20 protein-coding genes are annotated in these 21067 nt (G+C 29.5%); 1 reads left to right on the forward strand and 19 read right to left on the reverse strand.

The genetic code is table 11. From position 1 onward, the window contains the following. Positions 1-19: 19 nt before the first annotated feature. The 11 genes from spoIIR to ACX0KU_RS02100 all read right to left on the reverse strand — a co-directional run bounded on the left by spoIIR (position 20) and on the right by ACX0KU_RS02100 (position 11429). Positions 20-667, reverse strand: a complete 648-nt coding sequence (spoIIR, locus tag ACX0KU_RS02050; RefSeq protein ID WP_472991264.1) for a stage II sporulation protein R — start codon at positions 665-667, stop codon at positions 20-22. Between the two features lie 142 nt (positions 668-809). Then, a complete protein-coding gene (locus tag ACX0KU_RS02055) occupies positions 810-1994 on the reverse strand; it encodes a Ger(x)C family spore germination protein (RefSeq protein ID WP_472991265.1) in 1185 nt (394 codons plus the stop codon). Next, the gene (locus ACX0KU_RS02060) at positions 1984-3087 is read right to left on the reverse strand and encodes a GerAB/ArcD/ProY family transporter (RefSeq protein WP_472991266.1); all 1104 of its coding nucleotides are present in this window, start codon (positions 3085-3087) and stop codon (positions 1984-1986) included. The genes ACX0KU_RS02055 and ACX0KU_RS02060 overlap by 11 nt, the downstream gene beginning before the upstream one ends. 23 nt (positions 3088-3110) lie before the next feature. Next, positions 3111-4571 (reverse strand): spore germination protein, encoded by a 1461-nt coding sequence (locus ACX0KU_RS02065; protein WP_472991267.1) that lies wholly within the window; start codon positions 4569-4571, stop codon positions 3111-3113. A 47-nt stretch (positions 4572-4618) separates the two neighbouring features. Further along, positions 4619-4813, reverse strand: a complete 195-nt coding sequence (locus ACX0KU_RS02070; RefSeq protein WP_472991268.1) for a CLC_0170 family protein — start codon at positions 4811-4813, stop codon at positions 4619-4621. Positions 4814-5017: 204 nt separating this feature from the next. Continuing rightward, positions 5018-5860, reverse strand: a complete 843-nt coding sequence (ispE, locus tag ACX0KU_RS02075) for a 4-(cytidine 5'-diphospho)-2-C-methyl-D-erythritol kinase (protein ID WP_472991269.1) — start codon at positions 5858-5860, stop codon at positions 5018-5020. Between the two features lie 128 nt (positions 5861-5988). Beyond that, positions 5989-7548, reverse strand: a complete 1560-nt coding sequence (locus ACX0KU_RS02080) for a DUF3794 and LysM peptidoglycan-binding domain-containing protein (protein ID WP_472991270.1) — start codon at positions 7546-7548, stop codon at positions 5989-5991. Between the two features lie 140 nt (positions 7549-7688). Next, the gene (locus tag ACX0KU_RS02085; RefSeq protein ID WP_472992388.1) at positions 7689-7925 is read right to left on the reverse strand and encodes a Veg family protein; all 237 of its coding nucleotides are present in this window, start codon (positions 7923-7925) and stop codon (positions 7689-7691) included. 307 nt (positions 7926-8232) lie between these two features. Next, positions 8233-9123, reverse strand: coding sequence for a sporulation peptidase YabG (yabG, locus tag ACX0KU_RS02090; protein ID WP_472991271.1), 891 nt, complete (start codon positions 9121-9123; stop codon positions 8233-8235). A gap of 210 nt (positions 9124-9333) precedes the next feature. Further along, on the reverse strand, positions 9334-10227 hold the full coding sequence (locus ACX0KU_RS02095) for a DUF975 family protein (protein WP_472991272.1): 894 nt from the start codon (positions 10225-10227) through the stop codon (positions 9334-9336). A gap of 191 nt (positions 10228-10418) precedes the next feature. Further along, on the reverse strand, positions 10419-11429 hold the full coding sequence (locus ACX0KU_RS02100; RefSeq protein ID WP_472991273.1) for a CotS family spore coat protein: 1011 nt from the start codon (positions 11427-11429) through the stop codon (positions 10419-10421). A 141-nt stretch (positions 11430-11570) separates the two neighbouring features. On the opposite strand from ACX0KU_RS02100, the gene ACX0KU_RS02105 reads away from it, so the two are divergent. Continuing rightward, a complete protein-coding gene (locus ACX0KU_RS02105) occupies positions 11571-12686 on the forward strand; it encodes a glycosyltransferase family 4 protein (RefSeq protein WP_472991274.1) in 1116 nt (371 codons plus the stop codon). 46 nt (positions 12687-12732) lie between these two features. Here the strand turns inward: ACX0KU_RS02105 and nifS are convergent, their stop codons facing one another. The 8 genes from nifS to ACX0KU_RS02145 all read right to left on the reverse strand — a co-directional run bounded on the left by nifS (position 12733) and on the right by ACX0KU_RS02145 (position 20953). Beyond that, positions 12733-13908 carry a cysteine desulfurase NifS gene (gene nifS, locus ACX0KU_RS02110; protein ID WP_472992389.1) on the reverse strand — a complete coding sequence of 392 codons (1176 nt, stop codon included), beginning with the start codon at positions 13906-13908 and terminating at the stop codon, positions 12733-12735. Between the two features lie 68 nt (positions 13909-13976). After that, a complete protein-coding gene (gene thiI / locus ACX0KU_RS02115; RefSeq protein WP_472991275.1) occupies positions 13977-15122 on the reverse strand; it encodes a tRNA uracil 4-sulfurtransferase ThiI in 1146 nt (381 codons plus the stop codon). After that, positions 15119-16255, reverse strand: a complete 1137-nt coding sequence (locus tag ACX0KU_RS02120) for a cysteine desulfurase family protein (RefSeq protein ID WP_472992390.1) — start codon at positions 16253-16255, stop codon at positions 15119-15121. The genes thiI and ACX0KU_RS02120 overlap by 4 nt, the downstream gene beginning before the upstream one ends. A gap of 222 nt (positions 16256-16477) precedes the next feature. Then, complete coding sequence (gene cysK, locus ACX0KU_RS02125; RefSeq protein ID WP_472991276.1) at positions 16478-17410, reverse strand: cysteine synthase A; 933 nt, start codon at positions 17408-17410, stop codon at positions 16478-16480. 99 nt (positions 17411-17509) lie between these two features. Beyond that, the gene (locus ACX0KU_RS02130; protein ID WP_472991277.1) at positions 17510-17947 is read right to left on the reverse strand and encodes an RrF2 family transcriptional regulator; all 438 of its coding nucleotides are present in this window, start codon (positions 17945-17947) and stop codon (positions 17510-17512) included. A 161-nt stretch (positions 17948-18108) separates the two neighbouring features. Beyond that, positions 18109-19140: a CotS family spore coat protein gene (locus tag ACX0KU_RS02135; protein ID WP_472991278.1), complete on the reverse strand. Its 1032-nt coding sequence runs from the start codon at positions 19138-19140 to the stop codon at positions 18109-18111. Next, positions 19134-19910, reverse strand: a complete 777-nt coding sequence (locus ACX0KU_RS02140; protein WP_472991279.1) for a spore coat protein — start codon at positions 19908-19910, stop codon at positions 19134-19136. Before ACX0KU_RS02140 ends, ACX0KU_RS02135 begins: the two co-directional genes overlap by 7 nt. Positions 19911-19945: 35 nt before the next feature. Further along, positions 19946-20953 (reverse strand): CotS family spore coat protein, encoded by a 1008-nt coding sequence (locus tag ACX0KU_RS02145; protein ID WP_472991280.1) that lies wholly within the window; start codon positions 20951-20953, stop codon positions 19946-19948. Positions 20954-21067 lie beyond the last annotated feature (114 nt).

The following is a 21067-nucleotide window of genomic DNA, read 5'->3' on the forward strand; positions in this document are numbered from 1 at the left end:
TACAAAAATTCAAGACAATCTATCTGTCTTGAATTTTTGTATATATACTTTTAATTGTATCAGAAATCTTAAATCTATATTCAATCTTATTTTGATTTGTTTTGTTAGCATCTACAATATCATATTCATTTTCAGTTAAAACCTTCTTCATATTTTCCTCTGTTTCCTGATAGGATGCTTCCCCTTTTGTTATATCTGTAAAGCATAAAGGTGGAAACATAACACACCACCAATTTTGACCACTACCATTACCTATAATAATTCTATATGCTTCATAAGTACCTTGGGGCAAAGTAACATTTCCATAAGTCTTAACAGGAAAATTTTCATTTGACAGCATTGTGTCTACTGAATATGTATATCCATTATCTTTTATTACCTTCTTAGCTATTTCTTTTATAATTTCATTATTTTCTTTTATAATTTCTCTTGATTCATTGATATGTTTTGATTCTTTAAGTTTAGGTGCCATATAATCTAAAACTTCATCTCTTACCTTTAATTTTAATGCCTGATCCTCTACAGTATCACTATTAGCTATTACATGAAATCTTATCAACTTATCTGCAATAGTTTCTTGACTAGCATTAGCTCTCTTATATGAAACTCCCAATACAATTCCTAATAAAAGCGTTATTACAAATATAATTACAATTATCTTTTTCATATTACTTGTCCCCCAACTTAATTAATTTCTTATATAAAATATTGTTTCCATTTTTTTACTTTATTATACATGCTTTAACTTAATAGAAATAAAAAAAGAAAATCGCTAAGCAATTTTCTTTTTTCATAATTAATTTAAATTCTTATTTAGTTACTCCTATTCTTCTAACCTTAGTACTTACAGTTAAATCTATATTGGCATTTTTATATACTTCATCCCAATCATTCTCAATCTTTTTATACACACTCGGTTTAAACTTCTCTACATATTCCTTAAATCCAATAACGTCTACACCATATTCTTCTTGTATTATTCGTGCAAGTTTTTCATTTCGTCTTTCTATAACATCATTAAAACTATCTTGAATTTTTTCTAATTTTGCCTCAGAGAATATAGTATCAGACATGTAATATCCCTTTAATTGTCCCTCTAAGTTTATATCTATTTTAAACTTTAACTTTTTAGGATCTTTAGCATCTACCAAACTTATTTTTCTATCTATTCCCCTTATCTCAAACTCTAAAGGATGACCATCTATTAATATAGTCTCTTTTCCTCCCTCTATTGTTCCTCTTAATATTTCCAAAGATGCTGTTTCTATAGGTGTTAACTCTCCAACCACCTTATAATCCTTTATTAAACTTACTCCTGAAAGAACTACTTTATCCTTTTCTTCCTCATCAAATTCTATAGTAGGCACAACTACACTACCATATTGATATAGCTGAATTAATAGTTCATTTAATTTCATAGGAAGTATACTTGAATTTTTCGTACTATTTTCCATAATACCTGCTATAAAAGACCCAATATTTTTCTCTAATTGTGGTTCAAACTTAGTATAATCTTGAGCCTTACCCTTAGTTATTAAAGTTAGCATTGTTCTATTTATATCTGGCTGCCTATTGAAAAAATCTAAAAATTCCTTTACAACCTCTGGATAATTCAGTACTTCATTACTCATTATCAGAAGTCTTGTTTGCCCTATATCAATACTTCTACTGGACTTAGCCGCCAATTCTGTAATAGCATCTTGCATAGAAAAAGCCTCAACAGTTATATATTCTTCGTTTGAGCTTCCTCCTTTATCTGGTCCTAATTCACTTATATTAGGAATTCCAAAAGTTACAGTTATTTTTTTATATTCATCTTCTTTAAATATTTCATTAGGTTTTATATCTTTTAATTCCTCTTGCTTATCAATATTTTCGCCAACATCTATTACAATGGTTGATACAAAAGCTCTTCTATTGATTTCAATCTTATCCCAACATCCGCTTAGAAGACAACACACTAAAATTAATGGTACTATCCTTTTAACTTTCATCTCTAATTCTCCTCGTTTTACCAAGCCCACCAATTATTAATGCTATAGGTATTAGTCCGATTATTATAATATCTATATATGGCATAAATCTATCTCTTAAAGCGTAGACTTCTGCTATATTTTCGGCATATAGGGCTATTATATATATAAATGGTGCTGTTACAGCCACTGAAAGTTTCATATCTTCTAAGCGAAATACATCTTTTACTATTTCTGAGCTAAAGCAAAACAAGTTTACAAATTTAGCAAAATAAAATAATATCCAAAAGATCATTACGAATCCTTCCCACCGTTCTAAAAACGTACCCTGGATATTTACGGTGGATATCATTGTAATCGTTGGCCAAAGTAAACTTGCATTATATCTACTTGGAAATACAAATAACGTTGCTAATACCATAATTGAATAAAAAACCACAAGAAAAACTATACTTTTAACAGCAACCCTAAAGGCTCCTCTTTTTTCTTTAAGTAGTGGCAATACCATATATATTACTCCAAGGCCAACAAAACTATATAAACTTGGTCTTACAGCCTTTATATACTCTATAGGTGCATGATTAAGTATTGGAAATATATTAGTAAAGTCAGCATCGAATAATACAAAAGGAATCACTAATATCATAGGTATAAACATAATCCAAAACACCACACCATTGAACTTTATAACACTTTCGATTTCTCCTCTTACAAGAATACTTCCAACTAAAATCATTAATAGTATTATAAATTCAGCAGGTGTTTTATCTAACAGATACATCTTAACAACTTCTGTAAAAATTCTCATTTCTACAGAAATAATAAATACAGCAGCCACAACAACATACATGGCTATTATTTTTCCCAGAATTATTCCAAAAACATCCTCTAACATTAGCGTAAATCTTCTATATCCATTAACTTTTATTGATTTACATAAGATATACAAAAGAGGGACTAATAAAGCTCCTGTTAAAATAATTACAAACCATCCATCTGTTCCAACTTTCTCACTTAACAATCTAGGATAAAAAAATAGAGATGTTCCTGTTACTGTAAGTACTATAGTTACAAATAAATCATATTTACTTATAACGTTCTTTTTATCTACCAAGGCTAAATCACCACTCTTTCAAACTATTTCTGTCTAATTTTATCCCTAGTTCCCATATAAGTAGGTCTTCTTTTAAAAAATTTAATAGGTAATCTTACAAATAGATCTTTAAAATCATTAGCATCTCCATTAACCATTGGTGCTAGATAAGGTATACCAAAACTCTTTAGTCTAATTAGATGAGTAAGTACTAGAATTAGGCTAAGCATAATACCAAAAAGCCCTACCACTGCTGAAGCTAATATCACTATGAACCTTACCATTCTCACTCCTATGGCAACCTCATAATTAGGTGCAATAAACTCAGTTATTGCAGTAGTTCCTATTATAATTATCATTATAGGGCTCACAATCCCTGCACTTACTGCTGCCTGACCGATAATTAAACCACCTACTATACCTATTGTTGCTCCCATAGGCCTTGGAAGTCTTACTATTGCTTCTATAAGTAAGGATAAGCTAATCTCCATAATTATCACTTCAATAAAAGCCGGAAAAGGGACCCCTTCTCTCGATGCAGCAATTGAATATGCAAGCCTTACAGGTATAATCGATGTATGAAAAGATGTTATAGCTATATAAAAAGCTGGCATAATAATAGAAGCTATTAATGCAATTATTCTCACAAGTCTTATAAATGATCCATTTATCCAACGTTGATAATAATCATCTGGTGATTGAAATAAATTTGGTAGTGTTGTTGGTACAATAATAGCAAAAGGAGAATTATCTACTAGCACTGCAATTCTTCCTTCATAAAGAGCTGCTGCCACAACATCTGGTCTTTCTGTACTTTGAATTTGTGGAAATGGTGACATTTCGTTATCCTCTATCAACTGACATATATATCCACTATCTAATATAGCATCTATTTTTATGTCATTTATTCTCTCGGTTAATTCATCAAGTACATCTTTATTTACAATATCATCTATATAGGTTATTACAACATCGGTTTTTGAGCGTACCCCAATGCTCTTTGCTACCATCCTCAATCTAGTGTCTCTTATTCTTCGTCTTATTAGTGCAGTGTTGAATCTCACTGTTTCAGTAAAACCTTCTCTAGCTCCCCTAACTACAGTCTCTCCTGAAGGTTCTCCTACTCCCCTAGCCGGCCAAGAACGAGTTGCTATAATAAAAGCTACTCCTAGGCCATCAATTAACATCAGAGTCTCTCCAGATAGCATTGCATTTATACCTTCTGATAATTTCTCTACTTCCCTCATATCTGAAACAGTTAATATTTTATCTTTAATATCATGTACATCCCTTATAGGCTCATCTTCATGCATTAAGCTTTCAAGTACATAATCATTTATCAAAAATTTATCTGACATTCCATCTATGTAAATAATAGCTGCATTCATTTTTTGAATACGAAATTGTCTGAACACTACATCGGAGTTATCTTTTAGCAAGTCTTTTATATACTTCACATCTTTTTCTACATCCCATGATATATCATCCTTGATTTCTTCCTTCAAGTGCTTCACATCCTTCCTTTAGTCTTCTTAAATAATGCGAGAATTTATTATCTTTCAAGCATAAATCTTAATGCAAATAGTAAAATTCCTATTATAATAATTCCTTTACCTACATGTCTTGTTTTCATTCCCACTCTATTATTACCTTGTTGAAGCTTTTTACTATCCACTAAGTCTAATATTAATCCTTGAGCTACTAATAGAATTAAAAAATAAATACTAAATAAATTTACTATTCTCATATCACATCACTCCTATTTTACTCATCATATTTTCTGTATAAGGGATATAAAATATACACATTACATAAAACTTAAATATATGTCTTATACAAAAAAACAAAATACACAGAATATTATTTATGCTAATATGAAAATTCAGCAATAATAAATACTGTGTATTATCTTAAATCGGATATGCTTAAAACCTCTATACCACTGTTATATTTAAATTGTCCTAGTTATATAAACCTCAGTAAACTTTTCCTTAAAATAGTCGTAGCATCTTTGTGCTTTTAATATATCATCAAAAAATCCAAATATAGTTGGTCCACTACCACTCATCATAGAACCAAGCGATCCATGTCTAAGCATCTTTTCTTTTATCTCTTTAAGAATTGTATGTTTTTTTAAAGTAACATTTTCTAATACATTTTTCATATTCTCACTTACATATCTAATATCATCTTCTTCCATAGCTCTAATTATATTTATTGTATCAGGATGTTTATATATTTTATCTATATCTAAACTTTTATAAACCTCTTTAGTCGATACTCCAAAATTAGGTTTTACTAGAACTAAAATATGCCCCTTAAAAGGTTTAAGTTTAGTAATTTTCTCACCTATACCTTCACAGAATGCAGTACCTCCTTTTATACAATAAGGTACATCTGCACCTATTTTTAAACCTAATTTACTTAATTCATCATAATCTGCATTAATATCATAAATCTTATTCATAGCAACTAACACAGCAGCTGCATCTGTACTACCCCCAGCGAGTCCTGCTGATACCGGAATATTCTTAGTTATGTTAACACTTACTCCCTCACGTATGTTATAAGTATCTATAAATAACTCAGCCGCCTTATAGGCTAAATTTCGTTCATCTAAAGGAATGTATGATTTATTACACTGTATATCAATACCGCGTCTGCACCTTTCCAACATTAAAAGATCATATAATTCGATATTTTGCATTATCATTTCTAATAAATGATATCCATCATCTCGTTCACCTACTACATCTAGTGATATATTTATCTTTGCGTATGCTTTTATTAACATAACTTTTCCCCCATGGTAAAGAATTTAATTTAGCTAATATTATAACATAATTAAATATAATATAATCACTATATTATATTTAATTATTTCATATAGCAAATAAAAAGGCGATTTTCATCGCCTTTTTACTATATAACTGCTCTACCAGGTATAATTAACTTTGCTCCTACCAATATATTTTCATTTTCTAATTCGTTAACTTTCATTAAGTTTTCTACAGTTGCACAATATCTCTTAGCAATTTTCCATAATGTATCCCCATCTTGAGCTACATAAATAGTTATACTTGACTTCTTATTTACAACTTCATCTTCTGATGCTAGTATATCTAATACAAATTCTTTGTGAGTTTTGTACTCAATTTTTGCATATACTTTAGCAACACATTTTACTGCAATTGTATTAGCTTCAATAAATGCTTCTAGATTTTCTAAATACACCTTAACTGTAGAATCCATATCAATTTTAGTTCCAGGAATATCTATATTGCAGCTAAAAGGTATTTCTTCATTAACCATTGCAATGTATTTTTCTTCGTCCTCTGTTTTATACACAACATTTACATCTAATAATCCTTCAACTACAATTTTATCTTCAACTATTTTTTTATCTGTTACTATTAATTTTCCTGATGGCATTATCACGTCTACTAGCTTTGGCATATCCTTAGGTAATTCTATATTTTCTTTTATAATTGTTTCTACTGTATTATGACCAAGAATTACATTAAGATCATAATTTTTCTTATCCATTTTCAATACCTTTGATGGAGAATATGCATCCTCTATCATATCAAACTCTTCTTTATGCATAATCTTTGTCTCATGCTTAACTATAGCCTCAACATCAATTATACGATTTTCTCCTAAATCATCTTCCTTTATATCATACATAATATTATCAACTTCAAATTCACTTTTAGCATTCATATATTGTCGTACTCCATCACGCTCTACTTCATCGCTTACAAATACATCTTCCTCTAAAGTATAAAGTTCTCTAACTCCTAAGCCCTTATATAATATTTGTACTTTAGCAAAAGTTTCTACTTGTAACTTATCTTCCATTAATTTAACATCATTTTTATGAATCATAACTTCACACTTCAATATTTTACCTATTTCCGGTTTGTCCATAGGTATTTGAATATGAGCCTTACTTATCATTTCTCCATCCACAGTACCTATAATTTTATCTACTGAAGATGGATTCTTAAGAAGTTGAACATCTTCTATTGAATCTACATCTTTAACTATAGAAAGTTCATTCTTCTTATATGTTTGCACATTTAATTGAATAATGCCTTCTATAGATATTTTCCTTTCATTAATTATATTGCAATTAATATGTTCAATATTACATTCAACATTACAAGAGACGTCATCCCTTGCACTATTCATATCTAAGTAGTTAGAAAAATCCTTAGTATTGATTACATTATAAACTTCATTTCCATTTTCTCCATTTGCTAAATAAAGTACATTATAAGTAATTTGACCTTCTACATATACTTTATTCTGCATAATCTCTTTATTAGTTATCTTCGGTTTAGCTTCTAACATTAAAATTTTTACTACATCTGGTTGAACATCAGGTATAACATATTCTTCCTTCACCACATTATCAATAACCTGTTCATCTAATAATTGTTCATACTCTATGTTTTCTCTAATTAACTCCATAGCCATCCATCCTTCCTCCCATAAAATACCTACTAACTAATATATATAGACTTGCCTCAAAAAATATGATACTAATATAAATTTTTTTTATTTTAAAAGAAAAAAAGATACTGAATTTCAGTACCTCTGAAATTCAGTATCTTTTTTTAACCAGCAAAGTCTATTTGAACTGTTTTTGTCAAAACATCTGAGTAGCTATATGTGACTGTCCTTTGGATGTCGTCTTCTAATCTAACAACAAAAATACTAGTATATGTTTTTTCAAGCACTCCATTACTTACTATGATTTTTCTTCTGCCGTTGTTAGCTCGTAGCGTCACTTTTTCTCCTATATGATCATCAATTTCATTTTTAATGGACGCTAATACATTTTTTCTATCCACAGCTAGCACCCTCTTTCTACTACAAATATTATACTACTTTTGCGTCTTATTGTCAAATAACTAATCATTTTATCATTATGAATTGCATTTGTCAATGTGAATTTTATGTAAACAAATGAAGCTTCAAGAAGAACACCAATCTTGAAGCCGTGAATCTTGCTCTTAAGTATCCCTAAAGATATTATCTGCAAATTTCATTTTAATATACTCATTTTTAAATAAATTATTTGTTACGAAACTGTAAAATTGTACATAATCAACTTTATAATTTTTTATATAACTTTTATCTAATAAGATCTTAAATACTTTAAGAATACTTAGATTTCGGAAATCCTTCTCTATATTTACCTCTAGTTTCAAGTCCACCTATACCCTCTACTCCTGTTATGGTGTTTTGTATTACATCATGAATAGATACTATTTTACCTACATTTGCATACGCTATCTTCTCACATATAAAAACAGGATCTAGGCAGTGAATTAATATTCTATTAGGTGAACTTGCAAAATTAGCACCTGCATCAAGTATGGCTTCATAACAAGACTGACATGCTCCAGCAAAAATAACCAAATCATCATAATTAGGTTCATAATTTCTAAGTTCTGTTACCGTCTCAACATAATACTTAGAATTCTTATAATTATTTATGTTAATATAGTCTTTTGTACCTTTTATTATAGAATCATGTCCCGTTAATACAACTATGTCTGGCTTTACATTCTTTACAAGATCAAGAACTCTGTTGGGCTGTTCTGCCTCAGGTATTACCTCTCCTATAGCCTCTACGCCTAACTGTTTATAGGTCTTTAAGCATACATCTAGATATTCTGCATCTCCATCTATATGCAGAACTCTACCTGGCCTTCCAAATAGCATAGATGGCTTACTTTCTTTTACTTCTTTACTGCTTTTGTTTTTTCTTATTCCATCATCAATTCTATACTTTTTTTCATCTGATCTAGTTATTAATATTTTCTTTATACAATTATTCACCTTCTTATTAAAGGTAATTTCTTTTTCACTTATATATTTTTCTGGTGCATACTCTAAATCTTCTTCTAATGAGTCTGCTACTATTCTTAAATTTATACCTTTAAGAATATAAATAGTCCCGTCTTCTTCTTCCTTTATATCTATTATTTTAAAAGTGATATCTTTGTCGTAAGATTTTCTAACTACAACGTCCCCTATATTCAAAATATCAACTCCAATATACTATGCTCTTATGTTATACTATGTTATATATACTATTATGTTTACAGTTTTCTTTTTAGTACTATACTTCTTAACAAATAACTAATTGTAGAAAATAGTCTCTTTCCAAAATGCTAAGTATTTTATATAGCTAATAGTACATAAAAAGACAGGAGTTCTCGCCTCCTGTCCTTTTGAATAGTACCTTATTGATTATTTGTTATCATCATATGGATTCTCTTTATATAAAGATACCATAGAGTCTTTATCTTCTTCCGGCTCTGTACTCATCTTTAAGTTATTATAGAAGATTGCACTGGCTGTATTAATATATGGATTCAGCCATAAATATCCTATAAATATAGTTAATATAGCTAGTATATCCCATCCAATAAAGCTTAATCGTAGAGTAAGTAGTCTTACTTTATTTCCTTCCATCATTTCCTTACTAGTACCAATACACTCCATAACAGTATAGTGAGGATTATCAATAAAAATATAATAAGACATAGCATACCTCAAGATAATAATATAAGTAATTATAATACATATTATTATTAATAAAGCTAGAATAATTTCTGTTCCCAAGGCCATATTCGGAAAATTTCCTTCATTTAAGCTTAACTGAGTAAATGTACTTACTGAAATAATTGAGATTACTATTATGGCTGGAATCCATACTAAAAGACTCCATAAAACAGAAAATATTCCTATAATTAGATTGATTAAAAAGTTTTTACCAAAGTATTTAAATCCTAAAAATAAGTTTTTAATTTGAGGATTTTCATTTCTTATTAACTTCAAAAAGAAATGAGAGAGTCCATAGGTTATACTTCCACCTATTAAGAGATTAATTAATCTACCAATATTTACTAATGTAGTTGATGTAGTAGTTTGTGAAGTTTGCCATACTCTAAGATTACCTGAAAACAAGCCCTGTGATACAGCATTAATTCCTTGTGCTATTTGCCCACTGGTTGAAAAAGCATTAGTAATAACTATTACAATAATGCTTACAATTATCGCTATTCCCCATTTACCTTTTAACATCTCTCTTGCTTCTTTTTTTAATTCTCTTATGCTTTTTATATTAGACTTATACTCCATAATAAATTTCACCTAATATATAAACCTTTAGGTTTCCTCCTATCTTCAAAATTAATTATAATAAACCTATTAATATAATAACATATTAAATACTTAATAATATAGTTCCTCAATAATGAATTGTCATTACAATAAAGCCATATAAGTGTAAAATAACTTATATGGCTTTTCATAAAAAATATTTATTCTTATCATAGATCTTCCTGTTGATTATATTCTTTCTTAAAATCTTCAATAAATTTCATGTAATTCTCTTGCTCATTAATTAATGTTTGAATCTTTTTATTAAATGTATTTGTTCCCCAATTGACTTCATTATAATAATATCTATTTCCAAGTCTCCAGAAACGTTGAGGAAATAATAAAAATGCAAATAATACTCTATATTCATCTTCTGTCAGTGGGCTAACCTCATTATACGAATCAATAATTAACTTAGCACAATTAATATCCCATTCTCTTCTTTTAAGTACTTTTGTTATAAAATTAGATATATCATATACTCTAACTTCACGTTTACAATAGTCAAAGTCTATGATATTAATATTTTCATCTTTGTCTATAACTATATTATGATAAGTATAATCATGGTGGCAAAAACTCTTTTCTTCTTCTGTAATTCTGCATAATTCTAAGTAAGTAGAAGTAGTTAATACATTTTTAGCTCTCTTTCCTAGCTCCTTGTAAAACTCCATACTTTTTACATAATTTAAATCAAAATCACCTTTTCTACCTTTTTTTCTAGCCATGTCTCTCATCTTATCTAATGCCTTTACTCTCTTTTCCATAAGATGAGGCCATCTTCCTAAATCTGTCTTTAACTTACTATTCTCTGGCGGATCATATCCTTTAGAAGCTATGTGCATATTAGCTAATGCTTTAGCTGCTTTTGCTATCTCATCATCATTCTGAAAATCACACTCTCTTCCCTCTATCCAATCAGATAGAGTATAAATATCTTCATTTACAAGAGCGTAAGGTTCTCCGTCTAGATTTAAGCTATACTTATCTACATTTGGAAATCCATTATTTATTAAATGTTCTTTAGCACCATATACAAAACAAAGTTTCTGAACGCCATAACTTATTCTTTTAAGGCATCTCATACCTTTGTTAGTTTTCAAAAAGTATACACCTTTATTTGGCTTTATACTCTCAATTCTAATATCAAATTGTCTTTCTATTTCAAACTCCCTCATCATTTTTTATCGCCTCCCCTATAAATTTATATGTACTTCTCTCATTATTTAGAAGATTTTTTTATTATAATGATTTATTAACATTTATTAGTGCACAACAATATAATGAACTATAATATTATTACTTTTTTGAAGGGATGCGTTATGAAAATAGGAATCGATTCACGTGCAGCAAAGTGGTATAGAGGCACTGGCATAGGAACATACTCTTATCAACTTATTAATTCCTTAAATAAAATTGACTCTTATAATGACTATTTGCTATTTATGCCTAATAATAGTTGCTATGATATTAATTTTAATTCTAACTTTGAAATCAAAAATATCACTCAAGATATTCAAGGAAATTTCTGGGATGAAGTAAATATTCCTAATATACTTAAAAGTGAAGATATCGATATATATCACGTTCCTCAAAACGGTATCGGTCTGCCTAAGGAGAAAACCTGTCCATTTATCATAACTCTTCATGATATTATACCTTATAAGATGCCTGAAACAGTAGGTGAGCGATATCTTGAAATCTTTCTAAGGGAAATGCCAAAAATTATTCCCTTATGTGACGGCATAATAACTGTATCTGATTACTCCAAGCAAGATATAATAAAAGCCTTTAATTTTCCTAAAGAAAAAATATTCGTAACTCATTTAGCACATGAAGATATATATATTCCGCTAAAAAAGGATTACTGTAAAGATTTCATAGCTAAACATTATTCTATCAATGATGATTTCATTCTTTATATAGGAGGTTTTAGTCCTAGAAAAAATATTGTAGGACTTATACAAGCATTTAGTAAGATAAATCAGAAAAATCTTAAGCTAGTCATAGCAGGGAATAAAGGTAAATCTTACGAACTTTATAAAAGCACTGCTGAAAATTATAATGTAAGCAGTAATGTACTCTTTCCAGGTTTTATTCCACTAGAACATATGCCTATTTTTTATAATGCTTCTAAACTTTTTGTATATCCATCATTATATGAAGGTTTTGGCTTACCTCCTATTGAAGCTATGGCTTGTGGAACTCCTATAATCGCTTCAAATTTAACTTCTGTCCCTGAAGTAGTAAAAGATGCTGGTATTCTTATAAATCCATATGATATTGATGAGTTAGCCGAGGCTATGAAAAGAGTTTTACAGGACTCTTTCTTAAGAAAAGATCTTGCTCGCAAAGCATTGCTTAAAAGTAGCGAATTTAGTTGGCTTAAGACTGCCGACGATACCTTAAATGCTTTTAGGAGTATCGCCAAAAAATAGTTAAATCCTGCAACATTGCAGGATTTAACTATTTTTTGGTAAACATTTAATTTTGTTTTGGCTTTTCCCATTCTGGATTTAAACTTCTTATTCGCTCAACTATACTAGGTATAGTTTTAATTAAGTAATCTATTTCTTCTTCTACAGTCCCTTTTCCCATTGAGAATCTTAAAGAGGACTTAATTATATCCTCAGGTAATCCCATACTTACAAGTACATGTGACGGCTCTAAGGAACCTGATGCACAGGCACTTCCACTCGAAGCATAAATGCCCATATTATCTAAAGCTACAAGCATAGCTTCTCCTCCAACATATTTAAAGCTAATATTTACATTACCCGGAAGTCTTTCTTTTCCTGTTGGTCCATTTAGCCTTGTATATGGAATATTTAGAAGTCCATTAATTAATTTATCTTGGAGTAGAGTTAACTTATTATTTTCTGATTCTAAATTGTTAGAGGCTACTTCTATAGCTTTTCCAAGTCCTACTATTCCAGATACATTTTCTGTTCCACTTCTCTTTGCCCTCTCTTGAGCACCACCATGAATTAAATTATGTATTCTCGTTCCCTTTTTTATATAAAGAGAACCTATTCCCTTAGGTCCATAAAATTTATGAGCAGACATAGAAAGTAAATCTATATTCATTTCCTTTACATCTACAGGGATATGTCCTATGGCTTGAACTGCATCTGTGTGAAAGAGTATTCCTCTTTCTCTACATATGGCTCCTATTTCTTTAATCTTTTGAATACTTCCAACTTCATTATTAGCAAACATTACAGATGCTAATATAGTATCACTGTTTATGGCTTTTATTAAATCCTTTGTACTTACAATTCCCATATTATCTACTGGAAGATATGTAACTTTAAAGCCTTGCTCTTCTAAATATTTGCAGGTATTCAAAATGGAATGATGTTCAATTTCAGTAGTTATTATATGATTACCCTTATCTTTATTTCTAAATGCTACTCCCTTAAGTGCCCAATTATTAGCTTCTGATCCCCCTGAAGTAAAGAATACTTCATCTCTACTTGCATTTATAGCTTTTGCAGTTTTTACTTTTGCTTCATATATTGCCTTCTTAACTTCTCTTGACATAGAATGAGCTGAAGAAGGATTCCCAAAATACTTAGTTAAGTACGGAATCATTTCATTTAAAACCTCTTCTTCTAAGTACGTTGTAGATGCATAGTCTATATATATTTTTCTATCCATTTTATACATAAAGGCTGCACAAAGATGCAGCCTTTATTTCTCCCCTTTCGCTTTAAAAATTACTTTACTTACAACTTAATAAGCTCCGTGCCGTTTACTGCTTCTTCCACTAATCTCTCTATCTCTAAAGCTTCTTCCGACTTCCTTATATCTACAAGTCTAGGTTTTGTCTTTGGATGTTTTGGAACAAATATAGTACAGCAATCTTCATATGGAAGTATAGAAGTTTCAAAAGTTCCTATATTTCTTGCTATATCCATTATATCTTCCTTATCCATTCCAATAAGAGGTCTAAAAACTGGTCTATCTGAAACATCATCACTTACAACAAGCCCTTCCATAGTCTGACTTGCCACCTGTCCCATGCTCTCTCCAGTTGCAACAGAATGAAATTCCTTATCTTCTGCTATTTTGCAAGCTACTCTCATCATAAATCTTCTCATTATTATTGTTAATTCGTCTTCTCTACACTTATTTATGATAGACATTTGAATATCAGTAAATGGAACTACATAAAGATTCATAGAACCAGTATACTCTTTAAGAATAGCTGCTAAATCTTTAACCTTCTCTTTTGCTCTCTCACTTGTGTAAGGATGACTGTGGAAATATACACTACTAACTTCTACTCCACGTCTTGCCATCATATATCCTGCTACTGGTGAATCAATTCCTCCTGATAGCATTAACATTGTTTTTCCATTAGTTTTATAAGGCATTCCACCTACAGCCTTTATCATTTTTGAATATATATATGCCTTTTCTCTTATTTCAATATTTACAACACATTCCGGTGTTCTAACATCTACTGTTAAATCCTCAGTGTTTCTAAGTAAATGGGCACCTACATCCTTACTAACATCCATTGAATTTATAGGAAATCTCTTGTTAGCTCTCTTAGTTTCTACCTTGAAAGTTTTTGCATTACTTTCTTTAAGCTCAATAAGCGCTTGCTCCTTTATAACATCAAAATCTGCTTCAACTTCCGTAACAAGTGCAAGGCCAGCTACTCCAAAAACCTTTTTAACCTTTTCTATAACTTCGTTAAGATTCTCTGAATGTATAAACCATCTATTTTGATCATTTACAAGCTCATAGCTAGTGCCTCTTAGTGCCAGCTTTATATTGTCCTTTAATTTCTTTTCAAACTTACCTTTATTTAGGCCTTTTAAAAATATTTCTGATGCGTATTTTATAAGAATTAATTGTCTCATTTTTTCATTCTCCTTAAGAATTTTAGGGATTTATCTAATGTTTCTATTACATAATCTACTTCGTTTTTAGAATTATATGCGCTAAAACTAAATCTTATAGTGCTATTTATATCTGCCTCTTTTAATCCAAATCCTTCTAAAACATAATTCTTTCCCTGAAGCTTCGAAGAGCAGGCTGATCCTTTAGATACATAAATTCCATTGTCTTCAAGGGCATAAAGTAAAACTTCTCCCTTAACTCCACTAAAAGATACACTTAATATGTATGGCAAAAAATTTGATCCTTCACTGTTTATTCTTATATCTTCTAATTCCTTTAGTCTCTCAATAAAGTATGATTTTAACTCTAATACTTTATTCAAATTTTCGTCTATACTCTTATATATCTTATTTGCTGCCACAGATAGTCCTACAATACCAGGTAGGTTTTCTGTACCACTTCTCAGCTTTCTCTCTTGACCTCCTCCATGAATTAGAGGTTCAGGGTTAAGTCCTTTTTTTATATAAGCAACACCAATACCTTTAGGTCCATGAATTTTATGACCACTAATAGATAATAAATCTATCTTATCTTCTTTTATATCAATTTTCAACTTACCATAGCTTTGTACAGCATCAACATGAAATTTAGCTCTGTTGCTCTTTTCCTTTATTATACTTCCTATTTTATGTATATCTTGTATTACACCCACTTCATTATTTACATGCATTATACTTACAAGTACAGTATCTTTATTTATGCTATTCTTTAATTGTTCAAGATTTATTTTACCCTCATTATCTATTTCTAAATAAGTTACACTAATACCTTGCTTTTCTAACTCTTTAAATGTATTCATAACGCTTGGATGTTCTATCCTAGAAGTTATTACATTAGTTCCAGGCTTTGAAAAACCCCTTATTAAAAAGTTATTGCTTTCACTTCCACCAGATGTAAAAATTATTTCATCTCTAGTACAATTTAATGTTTTTGCAATTACTTCACGTGCTTCATTTAGTTTTTTTTCAGCTCTTAATCCATAGATGTGCGAAGAGGAGGGATTACCATAATAATTTTTCATAGTATCCACCATAGCTTCTATAACTTCATCATAGGGTTTTGTGGTAGCACTATTATCCATATACACTTCCATTTTGTTCTCCATATAACCATCCTTATCTATTATCTGCTATTCAAATCCTTACTATTATACAGTAAAATTCAAATTACTAAAAGAAAAACTTAAATTTTACAATAATTTTAGAGTTATAAATAAAAAACTATAAAAAATTCAACAAAAGACTTATCTAGACACTCTAAAATTTTAGATAAGTCTAGCATAAGTCTCTAATAATATTCTATCTATAACAGCGATTTAGTATTCGAATACTGGGTTTGATAAATATCTTTGTCCTGTATCTGGTAACACAACTACAATATTCTTTCCTCTGTTTTCTTCTCTTTGAGCAAGTATCTTAGCAGCTTGAACTGCTGCACCAGCAGATATACCAACTAAAAGACCTTCTGTCTTTGCAAGTTCTCTAGTAACTGCAAAAGATTCATCATTTGATACTTGTATTACTTCATCAATTACTTCAGTGTTTAAAACTCCTGGAACAAATCCAGCACCTATACCTTGTATTTTATGTGGGCCTGGTTTTCCTCCTGATAATACTGATGAATCTGTTGGTTCTACTGCTACAATTTTAACATTAGGATTTCTTTTCTTTAAAACTTCTCCTACCCCTGTAAGTGTTCCACCAGTTCCAACTCCAGCAACAAATATGTCTATATTTCCGTCTGTGTCTCTCCAAATTTCTTCTGCTGTAGTATTTCTGTGTATTTCAGCATTAGCAGGGTTATTAAATTGTTGTGGTATAAAAGAATTTGGAATTTCTTTAGCAAGCTCTTCTGCCTTTGATATAGCACCTTTCATCCCCTCTGGTGCTGGTGTTAATACAAGTTCTGCTCCATAAACCTTTAGCATTTTTCTTCTTTCTATACTCATAGACTCTGGCATTGTTAGTATTAATCTATATCCTTTTGCTGCTGCTACAAAGGCAAGACCTATACCTGTATTACCACTTGTAGGTTCGATTATTACTGTATCTTTATTTATAAGTCCTTTTTCTTCAGCATCTTGTATCATAGCGAAACCGATTCTGTCTTTTACGCTACCTGATGGATTAAAATATTCTATTTTTGCAATAATATTAGCTTCTAAGTTATTTACTTTTTCATAGTTTGATAATTGCATTAAAGGTGTATTTCCTATTAAATCTGTTAAATTTTTTGCTATTTTCATCATAATTCCCCCTATTAAAGTTTATACTATAATCTGAATTTATCTAATATTTAACTGTTATAAATCTCATTTAAATATAATTACTATATTTATAAATCTTTATTATATATAGAACATATACTCTTCATTATCTATTTTACTATATTCCATAACTAAGTCTTCTAGAGTTATAGAATCTACGATTTTATCTATACTTCCATTAATTTTATTCCAAAGATTATCTTTTATACACTTATCTATTTTACAATTAATCTCTTCTTCAGTTGATACTATGTGAATGTCTCCTTCTAGAGCTCTTAAAATACTTCCAACAGATATATTTTTAGCTTGTCTTCCGAGCATATAACCTCCTTGGGGACCTTTTATACTCTTCACTAAATCACTCTTCTTTAAAGATGAAAAGATCTGCTCTAGATATCTTTCTGAAATGCTTTGTCTCTCAGAAATACTTCTTAAAGTTACTGTATTTTCATCTGTTGAATATAAAGCAAGATCAACCATTGCTTTTAATCCATATCTTCCTTTTGTAGAAATCTTCATATCCTATCTCCTTAATACCCATTATCCCTAGTGGTTTAATATGATTATATTATACACTAGTATTCTTGTCAATAAAAAGTACCTTCTAATTTAAAATAAGTTTTAGGTTAATATTTTAAATATTAACCTAAAACTTACTAATTATACAATACCATAGTATACTAATTTAGTATATCATCTTTAAATTTTTCTAGAAATTCTCTTCTATCATCTTTGAAATCATTTTTCTTAATCAGTCTATCTAAGAACATTTCATAGTTCCAATCTTTTTTCCTTGTATAATAATCCTTACATATAATATAGAAATCTTGTGGGAACATCAATAGTCCATATAAAACCTGAAGTTCTTTATCTAATAATTCATTTTCCACACAATAATCTTGTATTATAAGTTTTGCTTTTTCTATATCATATGCTGAGCCTTTTCCTACTTTATTTATAAAATTACATAGATCATGAACTCTTAAATCAATAACTGAGTAATCAAAGTCTACAAAATATGCCTCATCCTCTTTAATCAATATATTATGATGAGCTAAATCATTATGACATAGTACTATTTTATCCTCTTGACTACAAAGTTTATAAAAACTTGACTTTTCTAAAAATCTTATACTTTCTTCCATTTGACTCTTATAGTAACTAACATTTTCTAAAAATATTGTATCAAATTCATTTTTTTCTTCTGTTATCTTGGAGATACTTATGAATAAATCCATCTCTTCTAACCTTCTCTTAAAATTATCTATAGTTTTTCCACAAGTGTATCTTATTTTATTATCATATCTAAATCCCTCGCAAGCTTTATGAAGTTCTCCTAAGCCTTTAGATGCGATATGGACGTCAATTGGATTAAAATATTCACTTTCTCTTCCATTAATTAAATCCATAACACAATAAATATTCTTCCCCCAAAGTACATAAGGCTTCCCCTCTTTAGTAGTTACAAAATTAAATACTCTATAGAAAGAATTATTTTTAGCATACTCTAAGCCTGAATAAATAAATTCTAATTCATCTATTCCGTAATTAAGCTTCTTTAATATTTTATTACCCTTGTCTGTGATAAGTATATATACTTTTCTTACAGCAATAATATCTATAACCTTAAAATCATATGATTTAAATAGCTCCATATTTAAATCATATTCTACTAAAGCCTTTCTATCTTTAAACCTTGAATTTTCTAACATCCCCCCACCTCCCCTAATAATATCTTAAAGCTATCATTACTAATTACTTTATTTAATTTATTTACATACCTATCCTCATCAGCTTTCCCATACCTTTTATTGTATTTACTACAGCATTTCATAAAGTCTTGTGGATAAGCTATTAAAGCTTCTATAAATTTCTGACTTCTATGATCCAATCCTTCTATTTCACAAAATTTTTCTATTAAGTTACTATAATTCAATTTAACTCCGTCTTTTAATAATTTGTTAAATAAATAAACAGCATCTACTTCTACTAAATCATAAAAACAATTATTTAGATTAGTTGCTTCTATATACTCCCTCCTTATAAGCTCACTGTGGTGAGTATTTCCGAGGCACACCTCAATCCTTTTCATACTTCTTTTTATTAAATCTAAATATCCATAACTATTTATTATATTTATACTTTCCTCTGCTCTATTTATATACTCTTCTCCATGTTCTAGTAATAACTTCTCAAAGCTATTATGAGTATCTTTGTTTCTTATAGAGTCATATTGTCTTTTGAATCTTTTATTATAAACCTTATACTGCTCAACAATTCTTCCTCGCTTATCTTCTAGTCTATGACCCACATAATTATCATATCCCATTACTCTTTTATGAAAATCACCTAATATATAAAGCTGCTCAATTACATTCTCATCTTTAACCTCTTCCAGTATGTCCTCTTTGCTATGCTTAAGGAGTATTACATTTTTTGTCTTTACATACTCCAGGAAGGCATTACTAGATAAGCCCTTCATTAACTTCACCTCTATCTATTTTTTATTATTAATCATCATAACCAATTACATTTTCTAAGTTCCTCCGCAAACTCTTGTCTTTGTTCCCTGTCTCCAATATATTTTTCTAATTTCTTTATGAAAAAACCTTCTCCCCATGGTTTGTTTTCCCAATAATATTGAATTCCTCTTTGCCAATAATCTTGTGGAAACTCTATAAAAGCAGCAATTATAGGTAAGTCTTCTTTGTCTATACTCTTTATAGAACTATATACCTGAAGAATTTCTTTTGCTTTATTCACGTCCCACTTTCCATATTTCATTACCCTAATTATAAGACTCGCTAAATCATGAAGATGAGTATCTAGAATACAATAATCAAAATCTATTATGTTTACACAATTCTCTTTATCTATTAGTACATTATGGTAAGCATAATCATGATGACAAAAACCTCTAAATAATATTTCTTTCTTCATTTTACTGATGTACTCACTGTTCATTAAATTATTTAATGACCTACTCGCTCTATCTAGTTCATCTTCCATGATTCTAAGATACATTTCATCAAATTCCGAAGTTTTCTCCTTTTTACTAATTCTATTCTTAAAATCTAAAATCTCATCTTTTCTTGTTTTATATGTTGTTATCCACTTTAACCATCCTATTCTTGGCTTCATATCATTAGTAACCGTAAACCCCTGACTTTTCTCATGAAGCTCAGCTAATTTTAAGGTGGCCATAGTTACATCTATTGGATTATCATAGTTTGAAAGTCTTGCATCAACCCAAGTGTTTAAATAAGCATAACTATCTCCAAGCTTTATATATTCAACTCCATTTCTTGTCTTTATTATTTCAGGTATCTTATAGAAACCTCTAGATTGAAGATGCTTTATAGCATTTAGAATAAAAAAGAAGTGTTTAAATTCATATTTTATGACCTTCAAACAGTAACTCTTACTTGGAGTAATTACTTTACAAATATTTTTCATACTTTCAACTTCACTTATATCCAGCTCATAATTATTATTTAGGATTTCTTTTACGATATTTGTATCCAAGAAATCTTCCCCCAAAATCTTTTTCTCCTTTTCAGTATATGAATATTTTTTTTAGTATGTGAATAATGTAAATAGAGATTAATTTATCACACTTTTTCCCTTAATTAATATTAA

It is taken from the genome of Clostridium sp. X (genome assembly GCF_055755365.1).